Annotated in this window: 17 protein-coding genes; 7 read left to right on the top strand and 10 right to left on the bottom strand. The window is 72.6% G+C overall.

Annotated elements, in window-relative coordinates; genetic code table 11:
- Positions 1–147: 147 nt before the first annotated feature.
- Entirely contained in the window at positions 148–2,598 is a 2,451-nt protein-coding gene (locus ACIBH3_RS22855) for a DNA topoisomerase (ATP-hydrolyzing) subunit A (RefSeq protein ID WP_396313887.1), read from the bottom strand.
- A gap of 248 nt (positions 2,599–2,846) precedes the next feature.
- Between ACIBH3_RS22855 and ACIBH3_RS22850 the strand changes: the two genes are divergently transcribed.
- From ACIBH3_RS22850 to ACIBH3_RS22840, 3 genes are all read left to right on the top strand, one after another.
- Positions 2,847–4,169 (top strand): M16 family metallopeptidase, encoded by a 1,323-nt coding sequence (locus ACIBH3_RS22850; protein ID WP_396313886.1) that lies wholly within the window; start codon positions 2,847–2,849, stop codon positions 4,167–4,169.
- Positions 4,170–4,189: 20 nt separating this feature from the next.
- A complete protein-coding gene (locus ACIBH3_RS22845) occupies positions 4,190–5,557 on the top strand; it encodes a M16 family metallopeptidase (protein WP_396313974.1) in 1,368 nt (455 codons plus the stop codon).
- A 338-nt stretch (positions 5,558–5,895) separates the two neighbouring features.
- Entirely contained in the window at positions 5,896–7,089 is a 1,194-nt protein-coding gene (locus tag ACIBH3_RS22840; protein ID WP_396313885.1) for an RtcB family protein, read from the top strand.
- A 95-nt stretch (positions 7,090–7,184) separates the two neighbouring features.
- On the opposite strand, the gene ACIBH3_RS22835 is transcribed toward ACIBH3_RS22840, so the two are convergent.
- From ACIBH3_RS22835 to ACIBH3_RS22800, 8 genes are all read right to left on the bottom strand, one after another.
- Entirely contained in the window at positions 7,185–7,454 is a 270-nt protein-coding gene (locus tag ACIBH3_RS22835; RefSeq protein ID WP_396313884.1) for a hypothetical protein, read from the bottom strand.
- Positions 7,455–7,522: 68 nt separating this feature from the next.
- Positions 7,523–8,581, bottom strand: coding sequence for a LacI family DNA-binding transcriptional regulator (locus ACIBH3_RS22830; RefSeq protein WP_396313883.1), 1,059 nt, complete (start codon positions 8,579–8,581; stop codon positions 7,523–7,525).
- Positions 8,582–8,636: 55 nt separating this feature from the next.
- On the bottom strand, positions 8,637–10,040 hold the full coding sequence (locus tag ACIBH3_RS22825) for a glycoside hydrolase family 36 protein (protein WP_396313882.1): 1,404 nt from the start codon (positions 10,038–10,040) through the stop codon (positions 8,637–8,639).
- 481 nt (positions 10,041–10,521) lie between these two features.
- Positions 10,522–10,911, bottom strand: coding sequence for a carbohydrate ABC transporter permease (locus tag ACIBH3_RS22820; RefSeq protein ID WP_396313881.1), 390 nt, complete (start codon positions 10,909–10,911; stop codon positions 10,522–10,524).
- Entirely contained in the window at positions 10,908–11,138 is a 231-nt protein-coding gene (locus tag ACIBH3_RS22815) for a hypothetical protein (protein WP_396313880.1), read from the bottom strand. Before ACIBH3_RS22815 ends, ACIBH3_RS22820 begins: the two co-directional genes overlap by 4 nt.
- Complete coding sequence (locus ACIBH3_RS22810) at positions 11,135–11,434, bottom strand: carbohydrate ABC transporter permease (protein ID WP_396313879.1); 300 nt, start codon at positions 11,432–11,434, stop codon at positions 11,135–11,137. Before ACIBH3_RS22810 ends, ACIBH3_RS22815 begins: the two co-directional genes overlap by 4 nt.
- Positions 11,435–11,801: 367 nt before the next feature.
- Positions 11,802–12,758, bottom strand: coding sequence for an aminotransferase class V-fold PLP-dependent enzyme (locus tag ACIBH3_RS22805; RefSeq protein WP_396313878.1), 957 nt, complete (start codon positions 12,756–12,758; stop codon positions 11,802–11,804).
- A gap of 433 nt (positions 12,759–13,191) precedes the next feature.
- A complete protein-coding gene (locus ACIBH3_RS22800; RefSeq protein WP_396313877.1) occupies positions 13,192–13,470 on the bottom strand; it encodes an HPr family phosphocarrier protein in 279 nt (92 codons plus the stop codon).
- 304 nt (positions 13,471–13,774) lie between these two features.
- Between ACIBH3_RS22800 and ACIBH3_RS22795 the strand changes: the two genes are divergently transcribed.
- From ACIBH3_RS22795 to ACIBH3_RS22780, 4 genes are all read left to right on the top strand, one after another.
- Positions 13,775–16,642 (top strand): GNAT family N-acetyltransferase, encoded by a 2,868-nt coding sequence (locus tag ACIBH3_RS22795; RefSeq protein WP_396313876.1) that lies wholly within the window; start codon positions 13,775–13,777, stop codon positions 16,640–16,642.
- 94 nt (positions 16,643–16,736) lie between these two features.
- Entirely contained in the window at positions 16,737–17,333 is a 597-nt protein-coding gene (locus tag ACIBH3_RS22790; RefSeq protein WP_396313875.1) for a DUF5998 family protein, read from the top strand.
- 27 nt (positions 17,334–17,360) lie between these two features.
- Positions 17,361–18,548 carry an alkaline phosphatase family protein gene (locus ACIBH3_RS22785; protein ID WP_396313874.1) on the top strand — a complete coding sequence of 396 codons (1,188 nt, stop codon included), beginning with the start codon at positions 17,361–17,363 and terminating at the stop codon, positions 18,546–18,548.
- A gap of 41 nt (positions 18,549–18,589) precedes the next feature.
- Positions 18,590–19,246 (top strand): thymidine kinase, encoded by a 657-nt coding sequence (locus tag ACIBH3_RS22780; RefSeq protein WP_396313873.1) that lies wholly within the window; start codon positions 18,590–18,592, stop codon positions 19,244–19,246.
- 42 nt (positions 19,247–19,288) lie between these two features.
- Here the strand turns inward: ACIBH3_RS22780 and ACIBH3_RS22775 are convergent, their stop codons facing one another.
- Positions 19,289–20,038, bottom strand: a complete 750-nt coding sequence (locus ACIBH3_RS22775) for a VOC family protein (protein ID WP_396313872.1) — start codon at positions 20,036–20,038, stop codon at positions 19,289–19,291.
- Between the last annotated feature and the right edge of the window lie 120 nt (positions 20,039–20,158).

The following is a 20,158-nucleotide window of genomic DNA, read 5'->3' as shown; positions in this document are numbered from 1 at the left end:
CCCTACCGTCGGGCGGCCGGCCGGGTTCCGCACCGAAACCGGACCGCCCCGCACAGGTCGCACAGCCCGCGGCCCGCCCCGGCGGTACCCGCGGCAGGGAAGGAAGGGGGTGCCGGCCGGCACCCCCTTCCTGCCGACAACCGACCGCTACGCCGGCCCGGCCACCGCAGCGATCACCGTCGTCACCGCGGTACCCGAACCATCCCGGCGCGGATCCCGCTCCGGCAGCTCCACCGGAGCACCCTTCGCCGTCGCCGCCCGCGCCGGAGCCGCACCGGCCCACGCGAACGACAGCACATCCTCACCCCGCAGGAACCGCTGGCACCGCACCCCGCCCGTAGCGCGCCCCTTACGCGGGTACTGCTCGAACGGAGTCACCTTCCAACTGCTCTGCGCCTCACCCGTCAACGTCCCCGACGCACCCGCCACCGAGACCACCACCGCGTCCACCGCCGGATCCACCGCCGTGAACGACAGCACCCACGCGCCCTCCGCCAGCTTGATCCCCGCCATACCGCCCGCCGGACGGCCCTGCGGACGCACCTGACCGGCCGGATACCGCAGCAACTGCGCATCCGACGTGATGAAGACCAGATCCTCCTCGCCGGTACGCAACTCCACCGCACCGACCACCACATCACCCTCCCGGAGGGCGATCACCTCGAACTCGTCCTTGTTCGCCGGCCACTCCGGCACCACCCGCTTCACCACACCCTGCGACGTGCCCAGCGCCAACCCCGGCGAGGACTCGTCCAGCGTCGTCAGCGCGATCGCCCGCTCACCCTCGTCCAACCGCAGGAACTCACTCACCGGAGCACCCCCCGCCAACGACGGCGAAGGAGTCGGCGGCAACCCCGGCAGATCGATCACCGGCATCCGCAGCACCCGGCCCGCAGACGTCACCACACCCACATCAGCCCGCGCCGTCGCCGGCACCGCGGACACGATCAGGTCGTGCTTCGCCCGGGACGGCGACAGCTCGAACGGCTCGCCGTCCGCCGTCCGCGCCAACAACCCCGTCGAGGACAGCAACACCCGGCACGGATCGTCCGCCACCTCCAACGGGACCGCCAACGCCGCCGCCGGCACCGCCCCCGCCTCCAGCAGCACCGTCCGCCGCTCCGTACCGAACTGCTTCGCCACCGCACCCAGCTCACCCGACACCACGCCGCGCAGCTTGGCGTCCGAGTCCAGGATCTCCGACAGCTCGGCGATCTCCGAGTTGAGCTTCGCCTGCTCCTCCTCCAGCTCCACCCGGTCGAACCGCGTCAACCGGCGCAGCGGAGTGTCCAGAATGTACGCGGTCTGCGTCTCCGACAGCGAGAAGCGCTCCATCAACCGCTCCTTCGCCTGCGCCGCGTTGTCACTGGAGCGGATCAGCGCGATGACCTCGTCGATGTCGACCAGCGCCACCAGCAGACCCTCGACCAGGTGCAACCGCTCCTGACGCTTGCGCCGTCGGAACTCACTACGTCGACGCACCACCTCGAACCGGTGGTCGACATAGACCTCCAGCAGCTCCTTCAACCCCAGCGTCAACGGCTGCCCGTCCACCAACGCCACGTTGTTGATACCGAAGGTCTCCTCCATCGGCGTCAACTTGTACAGCTGCTCCAGCAGCGCCTCCGGCACGAACCCGTTCTTCACCTCGATCACCAGGCGCAGCCCGTGCTCGCGGTCCGTCAGATCCTTGACATCCGCGATGCCCTGCAACTTCTTCGCGTTGACCAGGTCCTTGATCTTCGCGATCACCTTCTCCGGACCCACGCTGTACGGCAGCTCCGTGACCACGATGCCCTTGCGCCGGGCCGTCACCGCCTCCACCGTCGCCGTCGCCCGGATCCTGAACGTCCCCCGGCCGCTCTCGTACGCGTCCCGGATCCCCGACAGGCCGACGATCCGCCCGCCCGTCGGCAGATCCGGGCCCGGCACGAACCGCATCAGCGTGTCCAGATCCGCACTCGGGTGCTTGATCAGATGCCGGGCCGCCGCCACCACCTCGGACAGGTTGTGCGGCGGCATGTTCGTCGCCATCCCCACCGCGATCCCCGACGTGCCGTTCACCAGCAGATTCGGGAACGCCGCAGGAAGCACCAACGGCTCCTGCTCACTGCCGTCGTAGTTCGGCCCGAAGTCGACGGTGTCCTCGTGGATCGACTCCACCAACGCCATCGACGCCGCCGTCAACCGCGACTCCGTGTACCGCATCGCCGCCGGCGGATCATCGTTGCCCAGCGAACCGAAGTTCCCGTGCCCGTCGATCAACGGAATCCGCATCGAGAACGGCTGCGCCATCCGCACGACCGAGTCGTAGATCGACGCGTCACCGTGCGGATGCAGCCGGCCCATCACCTCGCCCACCACGCGCGCACACTTCACATGCGCACGCTCCGGACGCAGACCCATCTCATTGGCCTGGTACAGGATCCGGCGATGCACCGGCTTCAGACCGTCCCGCGCGTCCGGCAGCGCACGCGAGTAGATCACCGAGTAGGCGTACTCCAGGAAGGAGCCCTGCATCTCGTCCACAACATCGACATCAAGGATCCGCTCCTCGAAATCTCCGGGCGGCGGGGTAGGCGAACTGCGGCGGGCCATCGCGGCGGGGCTCCCTTGCGTCTGTCGGCTTCTACGTCTGTTCCTGCGTCTGTCAGCTGGTCGCTCCAGGGCACAGCGACCCCCATTGTGGACCCTGCGGCCGACACTCCCCGCCAACGCCCCTCTTCAGCCCCTGGCGAACGCCTCCCTGGCGCGGACACAACCACGCCCCCCACGCGTTGCACCACAATGGGGGACGCCACACGAACCCAACCCCCGACCCTCGACGACGGGAAGGACCCGAGCGCATGGCCAACGCGGCCCCCGCCTCCACCGGAGGCATCGCCATCACCGAGCACCGCCTGGCCAACGGCCTGCGCGTAGTGCTCTCCGAGGACCACCTCACCCCCGTCGCCGCCGTCTGCCTCTGGTACGACGTCGGCTCCCGCCACGAGGTCAAGGGCCGCACCGGACTGGCACACCTCTTCGAACACCTGATGTTCCAGGGCTCCGCCAACGTCTCCAACAACGGACACTTCGAACTCGTCCAAGGCGCCGGCGGCTCCCTCAACGGCACCACCAGCTTCGAGCGCACCAACTACTTCGAGACCATGCCCACCCACCAACTCGAACTCGCGCTCTGGCTCGAAGCCGACCGCATGGGCTCCCTCCTCACCGCCCTCGACGACGCCTCCATGGAGAACCAGCGCGACGTCGTCAAGAACGAACGCCGCCAGCGCTACGACAACGTCCCCTACGGCACCGCCTTCGAGAAGCTCACCGCGCTCTCCTACCCCGACGGCCACCCCTACCACCACACCCCCATCGGCTCCATGGCCGACCTCGACGCCGCCACCCTCGAAGACGCCCGCACCTTCTTCCGCACTTACTACGCACCCAACAACGCCGTCCTCGCCATCGTCGGCGACATCGACCCCCAGCAGACCATCGCCTGGGTCGAGAAGTACTTCGCCACCATCCCCGCCCACAACGGCAAGCAGCCCCCCCGCGACGGCGCCCTCCCCGACACCATCGGCACCGAACTTCGCGAACTCGTCCGCGAAGACGTGCCCAGCCGCGCCCTCATGGCCGCCTACCGCCTCCCCCACGACGGCACCCGCGAAGCCGACGCCGCCGACCTCGCCCTCACCATCCTCGGCTCCGGCGAATCCAGCCGCCTCTACAACCGCCTCGTCCGCCGCGACCGCACCGCCGTCGCCGCCGGATTCGGCCTGCTGCGCCTCGCTGGCGCACCCTCCCTCGGCTGGCTCGACGTCAAGACCTCCGGCGAAGCCACCATCGACCAGATCGACACCGCAGTCGACGAGGAACTCGCCCGCTTCGCAGCCGATGGCCCCACCGCCGAGGAACTCGAACGCGCCCAGGCCCAGATCGAGCGCGAATGGCTCGACCGCCTCACCACCGTCGCCGGCCGCGCCGACGAACTCTGCCGCTTCGCCGTCCTCTTCGGCGACCCCAACCTGCTGAACACCGCCCTCAGCAAGGTCCTCGACATCACCGCCGAAGAGGTCCAGGCCGTCGCCGCCGCCCGACTGCGCCCCGACAACCGCGCCGTCCTGGTGTACGAGCCCACCACCGCCGACGAGACCCAGGAGGAGACGGCCGCATGAGCAACGACCAGACCCCCGCCATGACCTTCCACCCCCAGCCCCAGCCCGGCACCCCCACCCCCTGGGCCTTCCCCCGGCCCGAGCGCACCAGCCTCGCCAACGGCATCACCGTCCTGCACAAGGACCGCCCAGGCCAGCAGCTCGTCGCCGTCGACGTCCTCCTCGACGCCCCGCTCGCCGCCGAACCCGAAGGCCTCGACGGCATCGCCGGCATCCTCGCCCGGGCCCTCAACGAAGGCACCGACACCCTCACCGCCGAAGAGTTCGCCGCCGAACTCGAGCGGGCCGGCGCCACCCTCGATGCCCACGCCGACCACCCCTGCATCCGCGTCTCCCTGGAGGTCCCCGCCTCCCGCCTGGAACGCGGCCTCACCCTCCTCGCCGACGCCCTGCGCGCCCCCGCGCTGCCCGCCGACGAGATCGAGCGCCTGGTCGCCAACCGCCTCGACGAGATCGTCCACGAGCAGGCCAACCCCGCCCGCCGCGCCGCCAAGGCCCTCTACGCCGAACTCTTCGACGCCGACGACCGGCTCTCCCGCCCCCGCGGCGGGACCGCCGACACCGTCAAGACCATCGACCGCCCGGCCGTCAAGGCGTTCTACGACGCCCACGTCCGGCCCGCCACCACCACCGTCGTCATCGTCGGCGACCTCGCCGACACCCACCTCCCCGCCCTGCTGGAGAACACCCTCGGCACCTGGACCGGCACCCCCGCCGACGCCGGCGCCCACGCGCCCGTCGCCGCCGACGACACCGGCCGCGTCGTCATCGTCGACCGCCCCGGCTCCGTCCAGACCCAGCTCCTCATCGGTCGCATCGGCCCCGACCGCCACCACCCCGACTGGGCCGCCCAGATCCTCGGCACCTACTGCCTCGGCGGCACCCTCACCTCCCGCCTCGACAAGGTCCTGCGCGAGGAGAAGGGCTACACCTACGGCGTCCGCGCCTTCGCCCAGCCGCTGCGCTCCGGCGCCGACGGCTCCGGCCGCGCGATGCTCGCCATCAGCGGCTCCGTCGACACCGCCTCCACGGCCCCCGCCCTGGCCGACACCTGGGCCATCCTGCGCAAGCTCGCGGCCGAGGGCCTCACCGACGGCGAGCGCGACGAAGCCGTCCAGTTCCTCGTCGGCGTCGCCCCGCTCAAGTACGAGACCGCCGGCTCCGTCGCCGCGACCCTCGCCGACCAGGTCGAACAGCACCTGCCCGACGACTTCCAGTCCGAGGTCTACCGCAAGCTCGCCGAACTGCCGACCGCCGAGGCCACCCGCGCCGTGGTCGCGGCCTTCCCGCCCGAGCGCCTGGTCACCGTCCTCGTCGGCGACGCCGCCGAGATCGCCGAACCGGTGAAGAAGCTCGGCATCGGCGAGGTCACCGTCGTCACGGCCTGACCGCCGGCGATCACGGGGCCCGGTGGAGCAACCGCTCCACCGGGCCCCTTCGCGTCCACCCCGGGCCACCCTCGGGGCCCGTCCTCCCCGCGAGCGTTAATCCATTGCGGGGCCGGCGCACCCCGTGGCTAGATATCCCCCGGCACCGGATACACACACGGAGAGGAGGCGGTCACCATGCGGGTCGAGCGAACCGAGCAGCGCTCCCCACGGCCGTCCTCCCGAACTGCCCAGGCCGCCTGAGCGCGCGCCCACCCGACGTTCCCGAGCCGCACCGGGCCCCTCGTGCGGCACCCCACCTAGGCTTGAATCAACCGACCTTTGGAGGTCGTTCAACCATGTCGTACACCGAGGTACCCGGCGTCCGGGTCCCGATCCGGATGTGGACCGACCCGGCCACCGTCGAGGGCCAGGCCATGCAGCAGCTGCGCAACATCAGCTCGCTGCCCTGGCTGCACGGCCTCGCCGTGATGCCCGACGTCCACCTGGGCAAGGGTGCGACGGTCGGGTCCGTGATCGCCATGAAGGGCGCCGTCTGCCCGGCCGCGGTCGGTGTCGACATCGGCTGCGGAATGAGCGCGGTGAAGACCTCCCTCACCGCCAAGGACCTGCCGGACGATCTCTCCCGGCTGCGCTCCAAGATCGAGCAGATCATCCCGGTCGGCCGGGGCATGCACTCCGACCCCGTCGACCCGCGCAAGCTGCACGGCTTCCAGACGGCCGGCTGGGACGACTTCTGGCAGCGCTTCGACGGCGTCGCCCATGAGGTGAAGTGGCGCCGCGAGCGGGCCATGCAGCAGATGGGGACGCTCGGCGGAGGTAATCACATGATCGAATTGTGTGTTGATACACAGGGTTCGGTATGGCTGATGCTGCACTCGGGCTCGAGGGGCATCGGCAAGGAGCTGGCCGAGTACCACATGGGCGTCGCTCGCTCGCTGTCGCACAACCAGGGCCTGGTCGACCGTGACCTGGCGGTCTTCATCTCGGACACCCCGCAGATGGCGGCCTACCGCCAGGACCTGTTCTGGGCGCAGGAGTACGCCGCGAACAACAGGTCGATCATGATGGCGCTCTTCCAGAGCGTTGTGCGGCGTGAGTTCGCCAGGGCCAAGGTCGTCTTCGAGGAGACGATCAGCTGCCACCACAACTACGTCGCCGAGGAGCGCTACGACGGCGTGGACCTGCTGGTGACCCGCAAGGGCGCGATCAGGGCCGGCACCGGGGAGTACGGCATCATCCCGGGCTCGATGGGAACCAGTTCGTTCATCGTCCGGGGCCTGGGGAACGAGGACGCGTTCAACTCGGCCTCGCACGGCGCCGGGCGGAAGATGAGCCGGACCGCCGCCAAGAAGCGGTTCACCACCAGGGACCTGGAGGAGCAGACCCGGGGTGTGGAGTGCCGCAAGGACAGCGGTGTCGTGGACGAGATCCCGGGTGCGTACAAGTCGATCGAGAAGGTCATGGCTCAGCAGCGGGATCTGGTAGAGATCGTCGCCCAGATCAAGCAGGTGATCTGCATCAAGGGCTGAGGTGGCCCGAGAACGAGTAGGGCCCCAACATTGTCGGGGCCCTACTCGCGCGTCGGTGGGTCACTTGAACCTGACTCGGGCGCGTTTGGGGCCGATCAGGCGCCAGCGCCGGATTCGCAGCTCTTCAGGGTCCGCCCGAGCTGCTCGGCGGCGGCCTCCACGGTGGAAGCCGAGAGCGGGATCCGGTCCTCCTCCGCGGTCCACCGCCGCCTCGGAGGAGCGAACCTCATGTCCGCCGGGCGGACCCAGCCAGTGGCACCACCAGCCGCGCGCACCTTGCGCTCCAGGGCGAGGCAGCCCGGGTGGTAGAGGTCCGTTATGAGCGCCACGGCGTGCTCGGTGGTTCCGAGGTTCAGGAAGGTCATGTCCGAAGCGTCGGGCCGCCCTGCCGCTGGTGTGCCCCGGTCGATCACCAGTTCCCCCGATCGTGTGGTTACGATCGACTTTGCGCTTGAGTCTGCTCGTGCCAACTTCCCGTGCTCGCCCGCCAGATCGGCTCCGCCGGCAGCAGCAGGCCGCTGCCCGGCGCCTCGGCCGGGTCCTCCGCGGCACGGAGCAGGCGGTCGACGAGGGCGTCCGCGATGGTGGCCAGGGGCAGCCGGACGGAGATGAGGCCGGGCTGGAGGAGAGTGCAGAGGGGGATGTCGTTGAAGCCGGTGACGGCGATGTCGGTGCCGACGGCGAGGCCGGTGGTGCGGACGGCCTCGTAGGCGGTCAGGGCCAGCCAGTCGTTGGCGCAGACCAGCGCGGTGGGGCGGTCGGGGCCGGTGAGCAGACGCTCGACGGCCCGGGAGAGCGCGGCGGGGTCGTCGGCGGGGACGCTGACCTCGAAGCAGCCGTCGGGGGCGGCGGTGGCGGCGTTGAGGAAGCCGGCCCGACGGTCGGCGAGCCAGGGCAGCGGGGCGGCGGAGTTGAGGTAGCAGATCCGGCGGTGGCCCTGGTCGAGCAGCGTGCGTACCAGGCCGGTCATGGCGGTGGTGGAGTCGATGTCGACCCAGGTCTGCGGGCGCCCGGGCGCGGTGCGGCCGAACGCCGTGAAGGGGAAGCCGGCGTCGGCGAGGCTGTCGACCCGGGGGTCGTCGTGGACGACGTCGGAGAGGATGAAGCCGTCGACCTGGCGGGCGGCGATCAGGCCGCCCAGGGCTTTGGCGACGGCTGCGGAGCCCTGGCGGGGGTCGGAGCGGAAGAGCAGGATGCGGTGGCCGACGGCGTCGGCGGCGGTGACCAGTGCCTCCAGGAAGCCGCCCATCAGCGGGTTGGGGTTGGCGGGGTCGTCGGCGGGCGCGGGGTAGCCGATGACCCTGCGGGTGCCGGTGCGCAGGCTGCGGGCGGACTGGTCGGGCTGGTAGCCGAGTTCGTCGATGGCTGTGGTGACGCGGGCGAGGGTGGTGGCGCGCAGCCGGTGGGGCGCGTTGAGTGCGTTGGAGACGGTCTGCCGGGAGACTCCGGCGGCGCGTGCCACGTCTTCGATGGTCACCTGTCGTGCGGTCATCGTTCCTCTGCTGGCGGTGGGTGGCGGGGCCGGGGGCGGTGGCCGCCCCCGGCCGTCAGGGCTCGCGGGTGAGGGTGAGCAGTCCGCCGGTCGGTACGGTCACGGGGTTGGGGCCGGGGGCGAGGTCGAGGGTGGTCCGGGACGGGATCTCACCGCGGCAGCCCTGGATGGTGGCGTGTGCGCGGTCGGCGCGGACGGCGGTGAGTTGGACGGCGGTGTCGCGGTCGGCGTTGGCGACGAGCAGGGTGGGGCGGCCGGTGTCGGGCAGGGGGACGGGTATCGGTGCGTAGCGTGCGATGACGGTGGTGTCGTCGTGGTGGGTGCGTACGAGGGGGTAGCCGAGTTCGGGGCGGGCGGGGTGGAGGGTGCCGAGTTGGAGGGCGGCGCGGTGGCGGCGGGCGATGCCGAGCCAGAAGGTGAGGGTGGCGAGCTGGTCGGGGGTCTGGCGGGTGAGGTCGGCGGAGATCTGGGGGACGGCGAAGAGGGCGTTGATGAGGTGGACGGCGATGTTCTCGGGGGTTTCGCCGTGGTGCCACATGATCATGTCGGAGTGGACGGCGAGGGGTCCGGCGGTGAGGCGGCAGTCGATGGTGCGCTGGCGGTTCTCGGCGGGGCTGAGGGGGCAGTCGGTGGCGCGGAGCATGGTGGCGTAGGGCCAGAGGGCGGGGCTGGTGTGGGGCTGGCGGTGTTCGACGATGGCGTCGGGGCGGGTGCGGCGTAGCCGGGTGTCGATGTCGGCGAGCAGGCGGCGGACGCCTTCGTGGGCGTCGGTGCAGTCGGCGCCGGTGGGGGGTGCGGGGGCGGGGCGGGCGGCGAAGCGGTCGATGAAGTCGATCTTGACGCCGTCCATGCCCCAGCGTTCGACGCTCTGGGCGACGCGTTGGGTGAGGTGGTCGCGGACGTCGGGGTGGCGGGGGTCGAGGACGGCGGCGTCGAGGTGGGGTTCGTGGTGGAGGATCTTGTCCTGGAAGCGGTGCCAGGCGTCGCCCAGCCGGCCGATGAAGGGCAGGGCGTACCAGAGCAGGTAGGACAGGCCCAGGCGGTGGACCTCGGTGACGTGGGCGGCGAGGTCGGGGAAGGCGGCGGGGTTGGGTTGCCAGTCGCCGCAGTGGCCGTAACCGCGGGTGCGGTCGGTGGTCTGCCAGCCGTCGTCGACGATGACGCTCTCGCAGCCGATGGCGGCGGCGATGGCGGCCTGGCGTTCGACGGAGGGTGCGTCGACGCTCTGGTGGAGGCTGTACCACGTGGAGTAGGCGGGCATCCGGGCGGCGGGGGCGACGCCGGGGTGCGGTTCTCCGGCTTCGGCCCACCAGTCGGTGACCGAGCGGAGGGTGTCGGCGAAGTGCCGGCCGCTGAGGTCGATGCGCAGGTGCAGTGGCGGGCCGCCGGGGGTGAGGTGCTGTTCGACGGTGAAGGCGAAGTCGCCGCTCTCCTCGACGACGCCGGCTCCGACGCTCACGGGTGCGCTGGTTTCGGCGAGCGCGGCGGTGCACCGGGAGCGGTCGCCGGTGGCGATGAGGGCGGCGACGGGTGCGCCGAGGGCGAGGGAGACGGTGTGGGGGGGTGGTCCAGGAGGGCGGCAGCCAGCGGGAGGCGCTGGTGTCGGGGGTCCAGTAGGCGGTGGCGTCGAGGCAGGGCAGGCGCCATTCGGCGCGGACGGTGGTGGGTGCGGTGGCCCGGACCTCGATGTGGGCGATGCCTTCGCCGGGCTCGGTGAGGGTGGTGTGCAGGTCGGTGGGGTCGGGTGCGCTGAGGTGGAGGTCGAGGGGGCGGCCGGTGGCGAAGAGGGTGAGTGAGCTGCGGGTGGCGGGGAGCGCGGGGTTGCCGGGCTGCCAGACCGGCGGAAGCTGCCCGGCTGCTGATATGGCTGATATGGCCGAGGGGGCCGAGGTGTTTGGGGTCCGGTCGGCGGCCGGTGGCTGGTCGGTGGTCAAGGGTGGTCACTCCTTGGTGGCGCCGGCGAGCAGGCCGGAGATGAACTGGCGTTGGAGGAGCAGGAAGAGGGCCATCACGGGGACGGCGGCGATGGCGCCGGCGAGCAGCACCTGGCCGTAGTCGGTGGTGGACAGGCCCTGGAGGGTCGCGGTGGCGACGGGCAGGGTGTACATCTCGGGGCTGCGCAGCGCGATCAGCGGCCAGACGAACTGGTTCCAGCCGCCGAGGAAGACGAACAGGGCGAGGGCCGCGATGACGGGCCGGTTGACGGGGATGACGATCCGCCACAGGACGCGCAGTTCGCCGGCGGCGTCGAGGAGTTCGTCGGGCATGGAGCGCAGGGCCCGGCGCATCAGGAAGATGCCGAACGGGGTGACCAGCCCGGGGAGGATCACCGACTGGTAGGAGTCGAGGTGTTGAGCAGGACGCGGCTGAGGCCGATGGACTGCTGGAGTCCGTGCAGGTTGTCGGCGAGGTGGCCGCCGGGGAGGAGTCTGGGGGGCCAGGCGAAGATGTCCTCGTCGTCCTGGGTGGCGGCGACGGCGAGCCAGTAGAAGGGGCCTACGCAGAGGCCGAAGGCGCCGGCGAGCAGCAGGGTGAGGAGTGGGCCGCGGTGTTTCACCGGCGTTCTCCCATCAGCTTGACCTGGAGGACGCCGAGCGCGGAGACGATCAGTGCCAGGGCGTAGGCCAGCGCGGAGGCGTAGCCGAAGCCGAAGTACTTGAAGCCGTTGTTGTAGAGGTACATGGTGACGGTGAGGGTGGCGTTGTCGGGGCCGCCGCCGGTGAGTACGTACGGTTCGTCGAAGAGCTGCAGGGTGCCGATGGTGGAGAGCACCACGGTGAGCAGCAGGATGGGCCGTAGCTGGGGGATGGTGATGGCGGTGAAGCGGCGGACGGGGCCGGCGCCGTCGACCATGGCGGCTTCGTGGAGTCGGCGAGGCCGGTGGGGAACTTCTCCAGGTAGCCGGGGAGGTAGTCGACGCCGATGTGCAGGACGTCGGCGAGGCCTTTGCCGCCGGAGGCCAGGCCGACGGTGATCTTGTCCCAGATGGCGGGGTGGCCGACGTCCTGGATGTCGACCTGGATGTCGGGGTTGTCCCGCTGGAAGTCGGGGACGACGACGCGCAGGGCTTCGGCGGCGGTGGTCCAGCTCCAGACGGTGATCCGGCCGCTCGCTCCGTCCCCGCCGCCGCTGCCGGAGCCGCCGCCGCAGGAGGTGAGGCCGAGGCCCGCGGTGGTGGCGGCGGCGTACCTGAGCAGTTGACGGCGGTTCAGCTGGTGGGTCATATCGGCTCCTCGGTACGCGGGTGGGTGAGCGGCGGGGTGGTGCGCGGGCCCGTGGTCGGCGGGGCGGTGGTGCGCGGGCGGGTGAGGCCGCGCAGGGCCTCGGTGAGCAGCTGGGCGGCGGCGGGGGTGGTGGAGGTGTGCGGGGAGAGGCGGATCCACTGCGCGCGGCGGGTGGTGATCACCCCGGCGGCCTGCAGGGCGTCGTGGACGGCGGCGGGGTCGTGGCCGGGCAGGTGGAACGCGCCGATGCCGCCGCGTTCGTGCGGTGCGAGGTCGTCGAGCAGGACCTTGGCGCCGGCCCGGCGGGCGTGGTCGAGCAGCAGGCCGAGCGTGTCGCGGATGCGGGCACCGACGGCCCGGGGGCCGGTGGCGAGCAGGTCGTCGAGGGCTGCGCCGAGGGCGGCGGCGGCCGGGTAGTGGGGGTTGGTGGCGAGGTGGGCGGCGGTGCCGGGCAGCGAGGGCGCGGGGTGGTGCTCGGCGAAGGGGTCGGTGGCGCCGGCCCAGCCGCCGAGGCCGGGGTGCAGTCGGGCGGCGCAGCGGTCGCGGATCAGCAGCAGGGCGGTGCCCCAGCCGGCGCGCAGCCGCTTCTGGCCGCCGCTGACGAGGATGTCGGCGGCGTCCGGTTCGAGGGGGACGCAGCCCAGGCCCTGGATGGCGTCGACGATCAGCAGCCGGTCGGGGCCGAGGAGTTCCTTGAGGTCGGCGAGTGGCGCGAGGTGGCCGGTGAGGGAGTCGACGGCGCTGACGGAGAGGGCGGTGACGTCGGGGGTGAGGTGGCGGCGCAGCAGGTCGGGGGTGATGTGGCGGTGCAGGGGGGGTGCCGATGGCCCGTACGGCGGGGCCGCCGCGGGCGGCGAAGCGCAGCCAGGGGTAGAGGTTGGCGGGGAACTCGCCGCGCGGCACGAGCAGGGTGCCGTGGTGGGGGAGGGCGGCGGCGACGGTGAACAGGCCATGGCTGGTGGACGGGGCGAGGGTGATCTCGTGGGGCGCGGCGCCGAGCAGCCGGGCGGCGCGGGCGCGGGTGGTGTCGGCGAGGCCGAAGAGGCGGTCGACGTCGGCGGGGTCGACGCGGGTGGCGAGCCGGGAGGCGGCGGTGAGTGCGGCGTCGGCCGGCGGGGAGAGCGGGCCGATCCTGGCGAAGTCCAGGTAGCCCGGTGCGTGGTCGGGTAAGGCCGTTCGGTCTTGGCCTGGCTGTGTTTGATCGTTCAAATTGTGCTCCAGGCGATTCGAAGCCCTGCACATCCCGTGATTTGAAGGTTCACATTAGGGAGGGCGGTGCCACCCGACAAGACTCCGGACCGAGGGACTTCGGCCCGGGGTTGCGCGCCGGGGCATGTGCGAAGCCCGCACCCCCGGGCGGGGTGCGGGCTTCGCGTGCGCGTGGGCTCAGGCGGCGGGGAGCTCGTCCAGGCCCTCCTGGACGAGCTTGGCGAGGCGGTCCAGAGCCGCGTCGGCGCCCTCGGCGTCGGAGGCCAGGACGACCTCCTCGCCGCCCTGGGCGCCCAGGCCGAGCAGGCCGAGCATGGAGGCGGCGTTCACCGGGGTGCCGCCCGGCTTGGCGATGGTGATCGGCACGCCCGTGGCCGTCACGGCGCGGACGAAGATCGAGGCGGGACGGGCGTGCAGGCCCTCGGCCCAACCGATGGTGACGCGGCGCTCAGCCATGAGACGTGCCTTTCCGGTGATGCTGGTTCACGGCCGCTCTGGGGTGCGGCCATGTTGTCTAGACCAGTGTTGCATGCGCTCGGGCCTGTCGCGCCGCCGCGTCCGCAACTCGGGACCACGACCCGCCCACGCCGGGCATGACCTCTGCCCGCGCCGGGCCACCACCCGCACCCGGCGACCACCACCCTTCGCCGTACGCCACTCCCCGGCCACTCCCCGGCCACCCCCGGCCGTCACTCCCGCCGTCACCTTCGCCGCCGCACGCCCGCAGCCAACCGCCGCGCCGCCCGCTAGCCTGACGGGTGTGGAGGACTCCCCGGTACCGCAGGTCAGGCAGGCCGACGAGAAGCCGACCGAGGAGCCGGGCTACCCCCGGCACTGGGAGGCCGACGTCCTGTTGCGCGACGGCGGCACCGCCCGGATCCGCCCGATCACCACCGCCGACGCCGGCCGCCTGGTCGAGTTCTACGAGCAGGTCTCCGAGCAGTCCAAGTACTTCCGCTTCTTCGCGCCGTACCCCCGGCTCTCCGATCGTGACGTCCGGCGCTTCACCCACCACGACTACGTCAACCGGGTGGGCCTGGCCGTCGTCGTCCGCGACCGCTTCATCGCCACCGTCCGCTACGACCGGATCGACTCCGCCGGGCGCCCCAGCGACGCCGGTACCGACGCCGAGGTCGCCTTCCTGGTCCAGGACGCCCACCAGGGCCGGGGCGTCGCCTCCGCGCTGCTGGAGCACATCGCCGCCGTCGCGCAGGAGCGCGGGATCCGCCGCTTCATCGCCGAGGTGCTGCCGGAGAACCGCAAGATGGTGAAGGTCTTCACCGACGCCGGCTACGTCCAGCAGCGCAGCATCGCCGACGGCGTCGTGCACCTGGAGTTCGACCTCGAACCCACCGCCGCCTCACTCGCCGTGATGCGCGCCCGCGAGCACCGCGCCGAGGCCCGCTCCGTCCAGCGGCTGCTCACCCCGCGCTCGGTCGCCGTCCTCGGCGTCTCGCGCAACCCGCAGACCGTCGGCCGCGCGGTCCTGCGCGACCTGGCCGGCTTCCACGGCCCGGTGTACGCGGTGAACCGCAACGCGCTGCCCGGCACCGTCCTGGACGGCGTGCCGGTGTACCGCTCGGTGCTGGAGATCCCCGGCCCGGTGGACCTCGCGGTGATCGCCGTCCCCACCGCGGCGGTGCCCGTCGCCGTCGGCGAGTGCGGCGCGCACGGCGTCCAGGGCCTGGTGGTGCTCACCGCCGGGTACGCCGAGACCGGCTCCGAGGGGCGCGAGCGCCAGCGGGCGCTGGTCCGCCAGGCCCGGGCCGCCGGGATGCGGGTGATCGGCCCGAACGCCTTCGGCCTGATCAACACCGACCGGGAGCGCCCGCTCAACGCCTCGCTCGCCCCGGTCCTGCCCCGGCGCGGCGGCTTCGGGATCTTCTGCCAGTCCGGCGCGATCGGCGTCGCCCTGCTGGAGGCCGCCCACCGGCGGGGCCTGGGGGTGTCGTCCTTCGCCTCGGTCGGCAATCGCGCCGACGTCTCCGGCAACGACCTGCTCCAGTACTGGGAGGAGGACGAGGCCACCGAGGTCGTCCTGCTGTACCTGGAGTCCTTCGGCAACCCCCGCAAGTTCACCCGGATCGCCAGGCGGCTGGCCGCCGCCAAGCCCGTCGTGGTGGTCAAGGGCGCCCGGCACACCGGCAGCCTGCCGCCGGGCCACGCCGTCGAGTCCGCCGCCGGAGGCCTGCGCGATGCCACCGTCGACGCGCTCTTCCAGCAGGCCGGCGTACTGCGGGTGGAGACGATCACCGAGCTGTTCGACACCGCCGAACTGCTCGCCCAGCAGCCGCTGCCGCCCGGCGACCGGGTCGCGGTCGTCGGCAACTCCGACTCACTGGGGCTGCTCACCCACGACGCCTGCCTCAGCGCCGGGCTGCGCCCGCGCACCCCCGTCGACCTCACCACCGGTGCCACCGGCGAGAACTTCCGGATAGCGCTGGACGTCGCGCTCGGCGACCCGGCCGTGGACGCCGTGATCGCCGTGGCCATCCCCCCGATCGGCACCTCCGCGCACGCCTTCATGGGCGGCCGGCTGCACTCCGCGGACCTCGGCTCCGACGACCCCGAGATCGCCGAGGCCCTGCTCGAATCCGCCGTCCGGGCGAAGGAGTTGGGCAAGCCCCTGCTGCTCGCGCACCTGGCCCTGACCGACCTCCCGGCCCGGCTCAGGCAGGGCCGGCTACCCGCCTACCCGGCGCCCGAGCGAGCCGTGCACGCCCTCGCGCAGGCCGTCCGCTACGCCGACTGGCGCCGTCGTACCGCCGAGGCCGAGCAGACCGCCCGCGTCCCCGAACTCGACCGGATCGAGGAGGCCGCCGCCCGTGCCCTGGTCGAGCGCGCCCTCAGCAGCCGCCCGGCCCGGCCGGCGCCCACCACCAGGCTGTCCGGCGGGGTCACCCGCCGCACCCTGCTCGCCCGGGGTCAGGGAGCGGGCGCGCCGATCCTCCTCCCGGACCCGGACGCCACCGCGCTGCTCGCCCGCTACGGCATCGACGTCCACCCGACCCTGCCCGCCCCGGACGAGGAGAGCGCCCTGCGCGCCGCCGCCACCCTCGGTTACCCCGTCGCACTGAAGGCCACCGCCGCACACCTGCGCCACCGCCCCGACCTCGGCAGCGTCCGCCTCGACCTCACCGGCGAGCCGGGCCTGCGCCGGGCCCACCGCGAGCTGGACGCCCTGCTCGGCGGCGCCGCCCAGGCCCAGCTGGTCGTCCAGCGGCTGGCCCCGCGCGGCGTGGACACCGTGATCGGCGCCACCGTGGACCCGGCGGTCGGCACCATCCTCTCCTTCGGCCTGGCCGGCGCCCCCGCCGAACTGCTGGGTGACGTCGCCCACCGCCTGGTGCCCGCCACCGACCAGGATGTGGCGAGTCTCATCCGCGAGGTCCGTGCGGCCCCGCTGCTGTTCGGCTGGCGCGGCGCCGAAGCGGTCGACACCGCGGCCCTGGAGGAACTGCTGCTCAGGGTGTCCCGCCTGGTCGACGACCTGCCCGAGGTCGCCTCGCTGGACCTCGAACCCGTGGTCGTGGCCCCGCACGGGCTGGCGATCCTGGGGGCGCGGGTGCGGCTCGCACCCCTGCCCGTGCGCAGCGATCTGGGTCCGCGCGCCATGAGCACCCTGTAACCTTCCTTGGTTGCGCCCCATCCAGGGGCGCTGCTGCCGGGAAGTCCAGCGCCGCGGCGCCTGCTTCCGCGGCGGACCATGCCAGGATGGAGTTATGGCGAAGACCGGTACCACCACCACACAGGACCTGCGCTCGGCTATCGAGCGCAGCGGCTACTACCCGGCCCTGGTGTCCGAGGCGGTCGAGTCCGCGGTGGGTCCGGAGCCGATCAGCTCCTACCTGGTGCACCAGGAGACCACCTTCGACGCCAACGAGGTCCGCCGGCACGTGACCGTGCTGGTCCTCACGCCGACCCGCTTCGTGGTCAGCCACACCGACGAGCAGGCCGGCGACGCGAACAGCCCGGTGCCGTACGCGACCACCTCCACCGAGAGCGTCCGGCTGGACCGGATCGGCTCGGTGGTGCTCAGCCGGATGGTCTCCAACCCGGAGACGTACACCCCGGGGACGCTGCCCCGCGAGGTGGTGCTGACCATCGGCTGGGGTGCGGTGCAGCGCCTGGACCTCGAACCGGCCGGCTGCTCGGACCCGAACTGCGAGGCCGACCACGGCTACACCGGCTCGGCCACGGCTGACGACCTGTCACTGCGGGTCAGCGAGGCCGGCGACGGCCCGGAGACGGTCGCCCAGGCGCTGGTCTTCGCCCGGGCACTGTCCGAGGCGACGATCACCAGCGGCCCCCGGGTCTGAGCGCGGACGAGGACCGGCCACACCACGATGACACTCGCACCCCCCAGCGGCTACGACTCCTTCGAGATCCTCGACCCCGCCGGCGCCCCGGCGCCCCCGTACGGCAGCGGCTCGCTCAGCGACCTGCTGCCCTCGGTGGCGGCCGGCCTCGGCGTGCCCGGGTTCACCGCGACGCTGCCGATCGCGCCCGCCGACCGGGCCTGCGTCTTCCTGGTGGACGGCCTGGGCTGGGAGCTGCTGCTGCGCCACCCCGAGTACGCGCCGTTCCTGACCTCGCTGCTCGCCACCTCGCTGGGCAACACCGGCCGTCCGCTCACGGCGGGCTTCCCGTCCACCACGGCGACCTCGCTGGCCTCGGTCGGCACCGGCCTGCCGCCGGGCCTGCACGGCCTGGCGGGCTACACGGTGGCGGTGCCCGGCGCCGGGTACCTGATGAACCAGCTGCGCTGGCAGCCGCCGACCGATCCGGGCGCCTGGCAGCCGTACCCGACGGTCTTCGAGCAGGTACACGCGGCCGGGGTGGCGACCTGCCAGGTCTCCTCCCCGCTGTTCGCGCAGACGCCGCTGACCAGGGTCGCGCTCTCCGGCGGGACGTTCCTGGGCCGCACCACCGGCGAGGAGCGGATGGACCTCGCCGCGCAGTGGCTCGGCGAGCACGACCGGGCGCTGGTGTACACGTACGTCAGTGAGCTGGACGGTGCCGGGCACCGCTTCGGCGTCGACTCGGACGAGTGGCGGATGACGCTCAACACGGTGGACCGGCTGGCCGAGCGGCTGGCCCGGCAGCTGCCGCCGCGCTCGGCGATGTACGTCACCGCAGACCACGGCATGATCGACATCGCGCCCGAGGACCGGATCGACTTCGACGAGGACTGGGAGCTCGGCGCGGGCGTCGCCCTGCTCGGCGGCGAGGGCCGGGCCCGGCACGTCTACGCGGTGCCCGGCGCGGCCGCCGACGTCCACACGGTGTGGAGCGAGGTGCTCGGCGACCGGATGTGGGTGGCCACCCGGGACCAGGCGATCGCGGCCGGCTGGTTCGGTCCGGTGATCGACGACCGGGTCTACCACCGGATCGGCGACGTGGTCGCGGCCGCCCGCGACGACATCGCGGTGATCGCCTCCCGCAGCGAGCCCGGCGAGTCGACGATGATCGGCCTGCACGGCTCGATGACCCCGGTCGAGCAGTACGTGCCGCTGCTCGAAGCCCGTGCCTGAACCCCCTGATCCGAATGATCCGAAAGGCCTCTGCACCACCCATGGCTGAACTGGTGTTCTTCTCGGGCACGATGGACTGCGGCAAGTCGACGCTCGCCCTCCAGCTGGACCACAACCACGCCGCCCGCGGCCGGCAGGGGATCATCTTCTCCCGCCACGACCGGGCCGGCGCGTCCACCATCTCCAGCCGGCTCGGCCTGCGTGCGGACGCCGTCGAGGTGAGCGACGACTTCGACTTCCACGCGCACGTGGTGCACCTGCTCTCGGCGGGCGGCCGGGTGGACTACCTGATCTGCGACGAGGCGAACTTCTACGCCGCCGAGCAGGTCGACCAGCTCGCCCGGGTGGTCGACGAACTGGGCATCGACGTCTTCACCTTCGGGATCACCACCGACTTCCGCACCCGGCTCTTCCCCGGCTCGCAGCGCCTGATCGAACTCGCGGACCGGGTCGAGGTGCTCCAGGTGGAGGCGCTCTGCTGGTGCGGTGCCCGGGCCACCCACAACGCCCGGACGGTCGGCGGCGTGATGGTCGTCGAGGGCGCGCAGGTCGTGGTCGGCGACATCAGCGTCAACGAGGACGAGATCGGCTACGAGGTGCTCTGCCGCCGCCACCACCGCCGGCGCCTGACCGCCGCGACCGCCCGCGCCGCCGTGATCTCCCCGGACGTCCTGCCCTTCGAGGGCCAGCAGGCCTGAGCCCGATCCCGGCGCCTGGGGCCGGCGCCCGGCGCCCGCGGTTCAGTTCGAGCGGCTCGGCCCGACCACCGAGAAGTGCCCGCCCTGCGGGTCCGCCAGCCGGGCGGCACGGCCCTGCGCGCTCTCGTACGGCTCGACCAGCACCCGCCCGCCCAGCCCCTCGGCCCGGCGTGCCGTCAGATCGGTGTCGGCGACGGCGAAGCAGACCCGCCAGCGCGGCGGGCGGCCGCGCAGCTCGGTGCTGCGCCGGATCCCGGCCGCCGGCGGCCCCTGCGGATCCTCCCCGCCCCCGGCGCCGGGCCGGCCAAGCACGGCGCGGTAGAACGAGGCGGCGCCGGCCTCGTCGGCGGTCACCAGCTCCGCCCAGGCCGGGGCGCCCGGCTCGCCGACCACCTCCCAGCCCAGATGCTCCTCACCCTGCCAGATGCCGAAGACCGCACCCGACAGGTCCGCCGCGATGGCCAGCCGCCCGGCCCGCTCGGCCTGCAACGGGCCGACTGCCAGCGTGCCGCCGCACTCGCGGATCCGCTGGGAGACCTCGTCGGCGCTGTCCACCGCGAGGTAGGTCGTCCACTCCACCGGCAGGCCGGTCCCGCCGGGGGAGATCCCGAGGCCGGCCACCTTGGCGCCGCCCAGACTGGCCCGCACGTACGCGCCCAGCTGGGCGGGCCCGGGGGAGTACTCCCAGTCGAACAGGGCGCCGTAGAACGCCTGGGCGCCCTGCAGATCGCCGGTCATCAGGCTCACCCAGCAGGGTGTGCCCTGGGCCAGGCGGACTTTCACCGCGGGCATGGCGGGCCTCCTCACAGGGGCGGTCGACGCGCCCGGTGCGCGTGTGAGGGTGATGGTTCCACCAACGCGCCGGTGCCGCCGACGGGCCGCGCGGGAATTCCTGGCAAAGACCGCACAAAG

The organism is Kitasatospora sp. NPDC050543, from assembly GCF_044457565.1.
Classification (GTDB): Bacteria; Actinomycetota; Actinomycetes; order Streptomycetales; family Streptomycetaceae; genus Kitasatospora.
The sequence above is the reverse complement of the archived record's forward strand: the minus strand, read 5'-3'. Positions and strand labels throughout refer to the sequence as shown.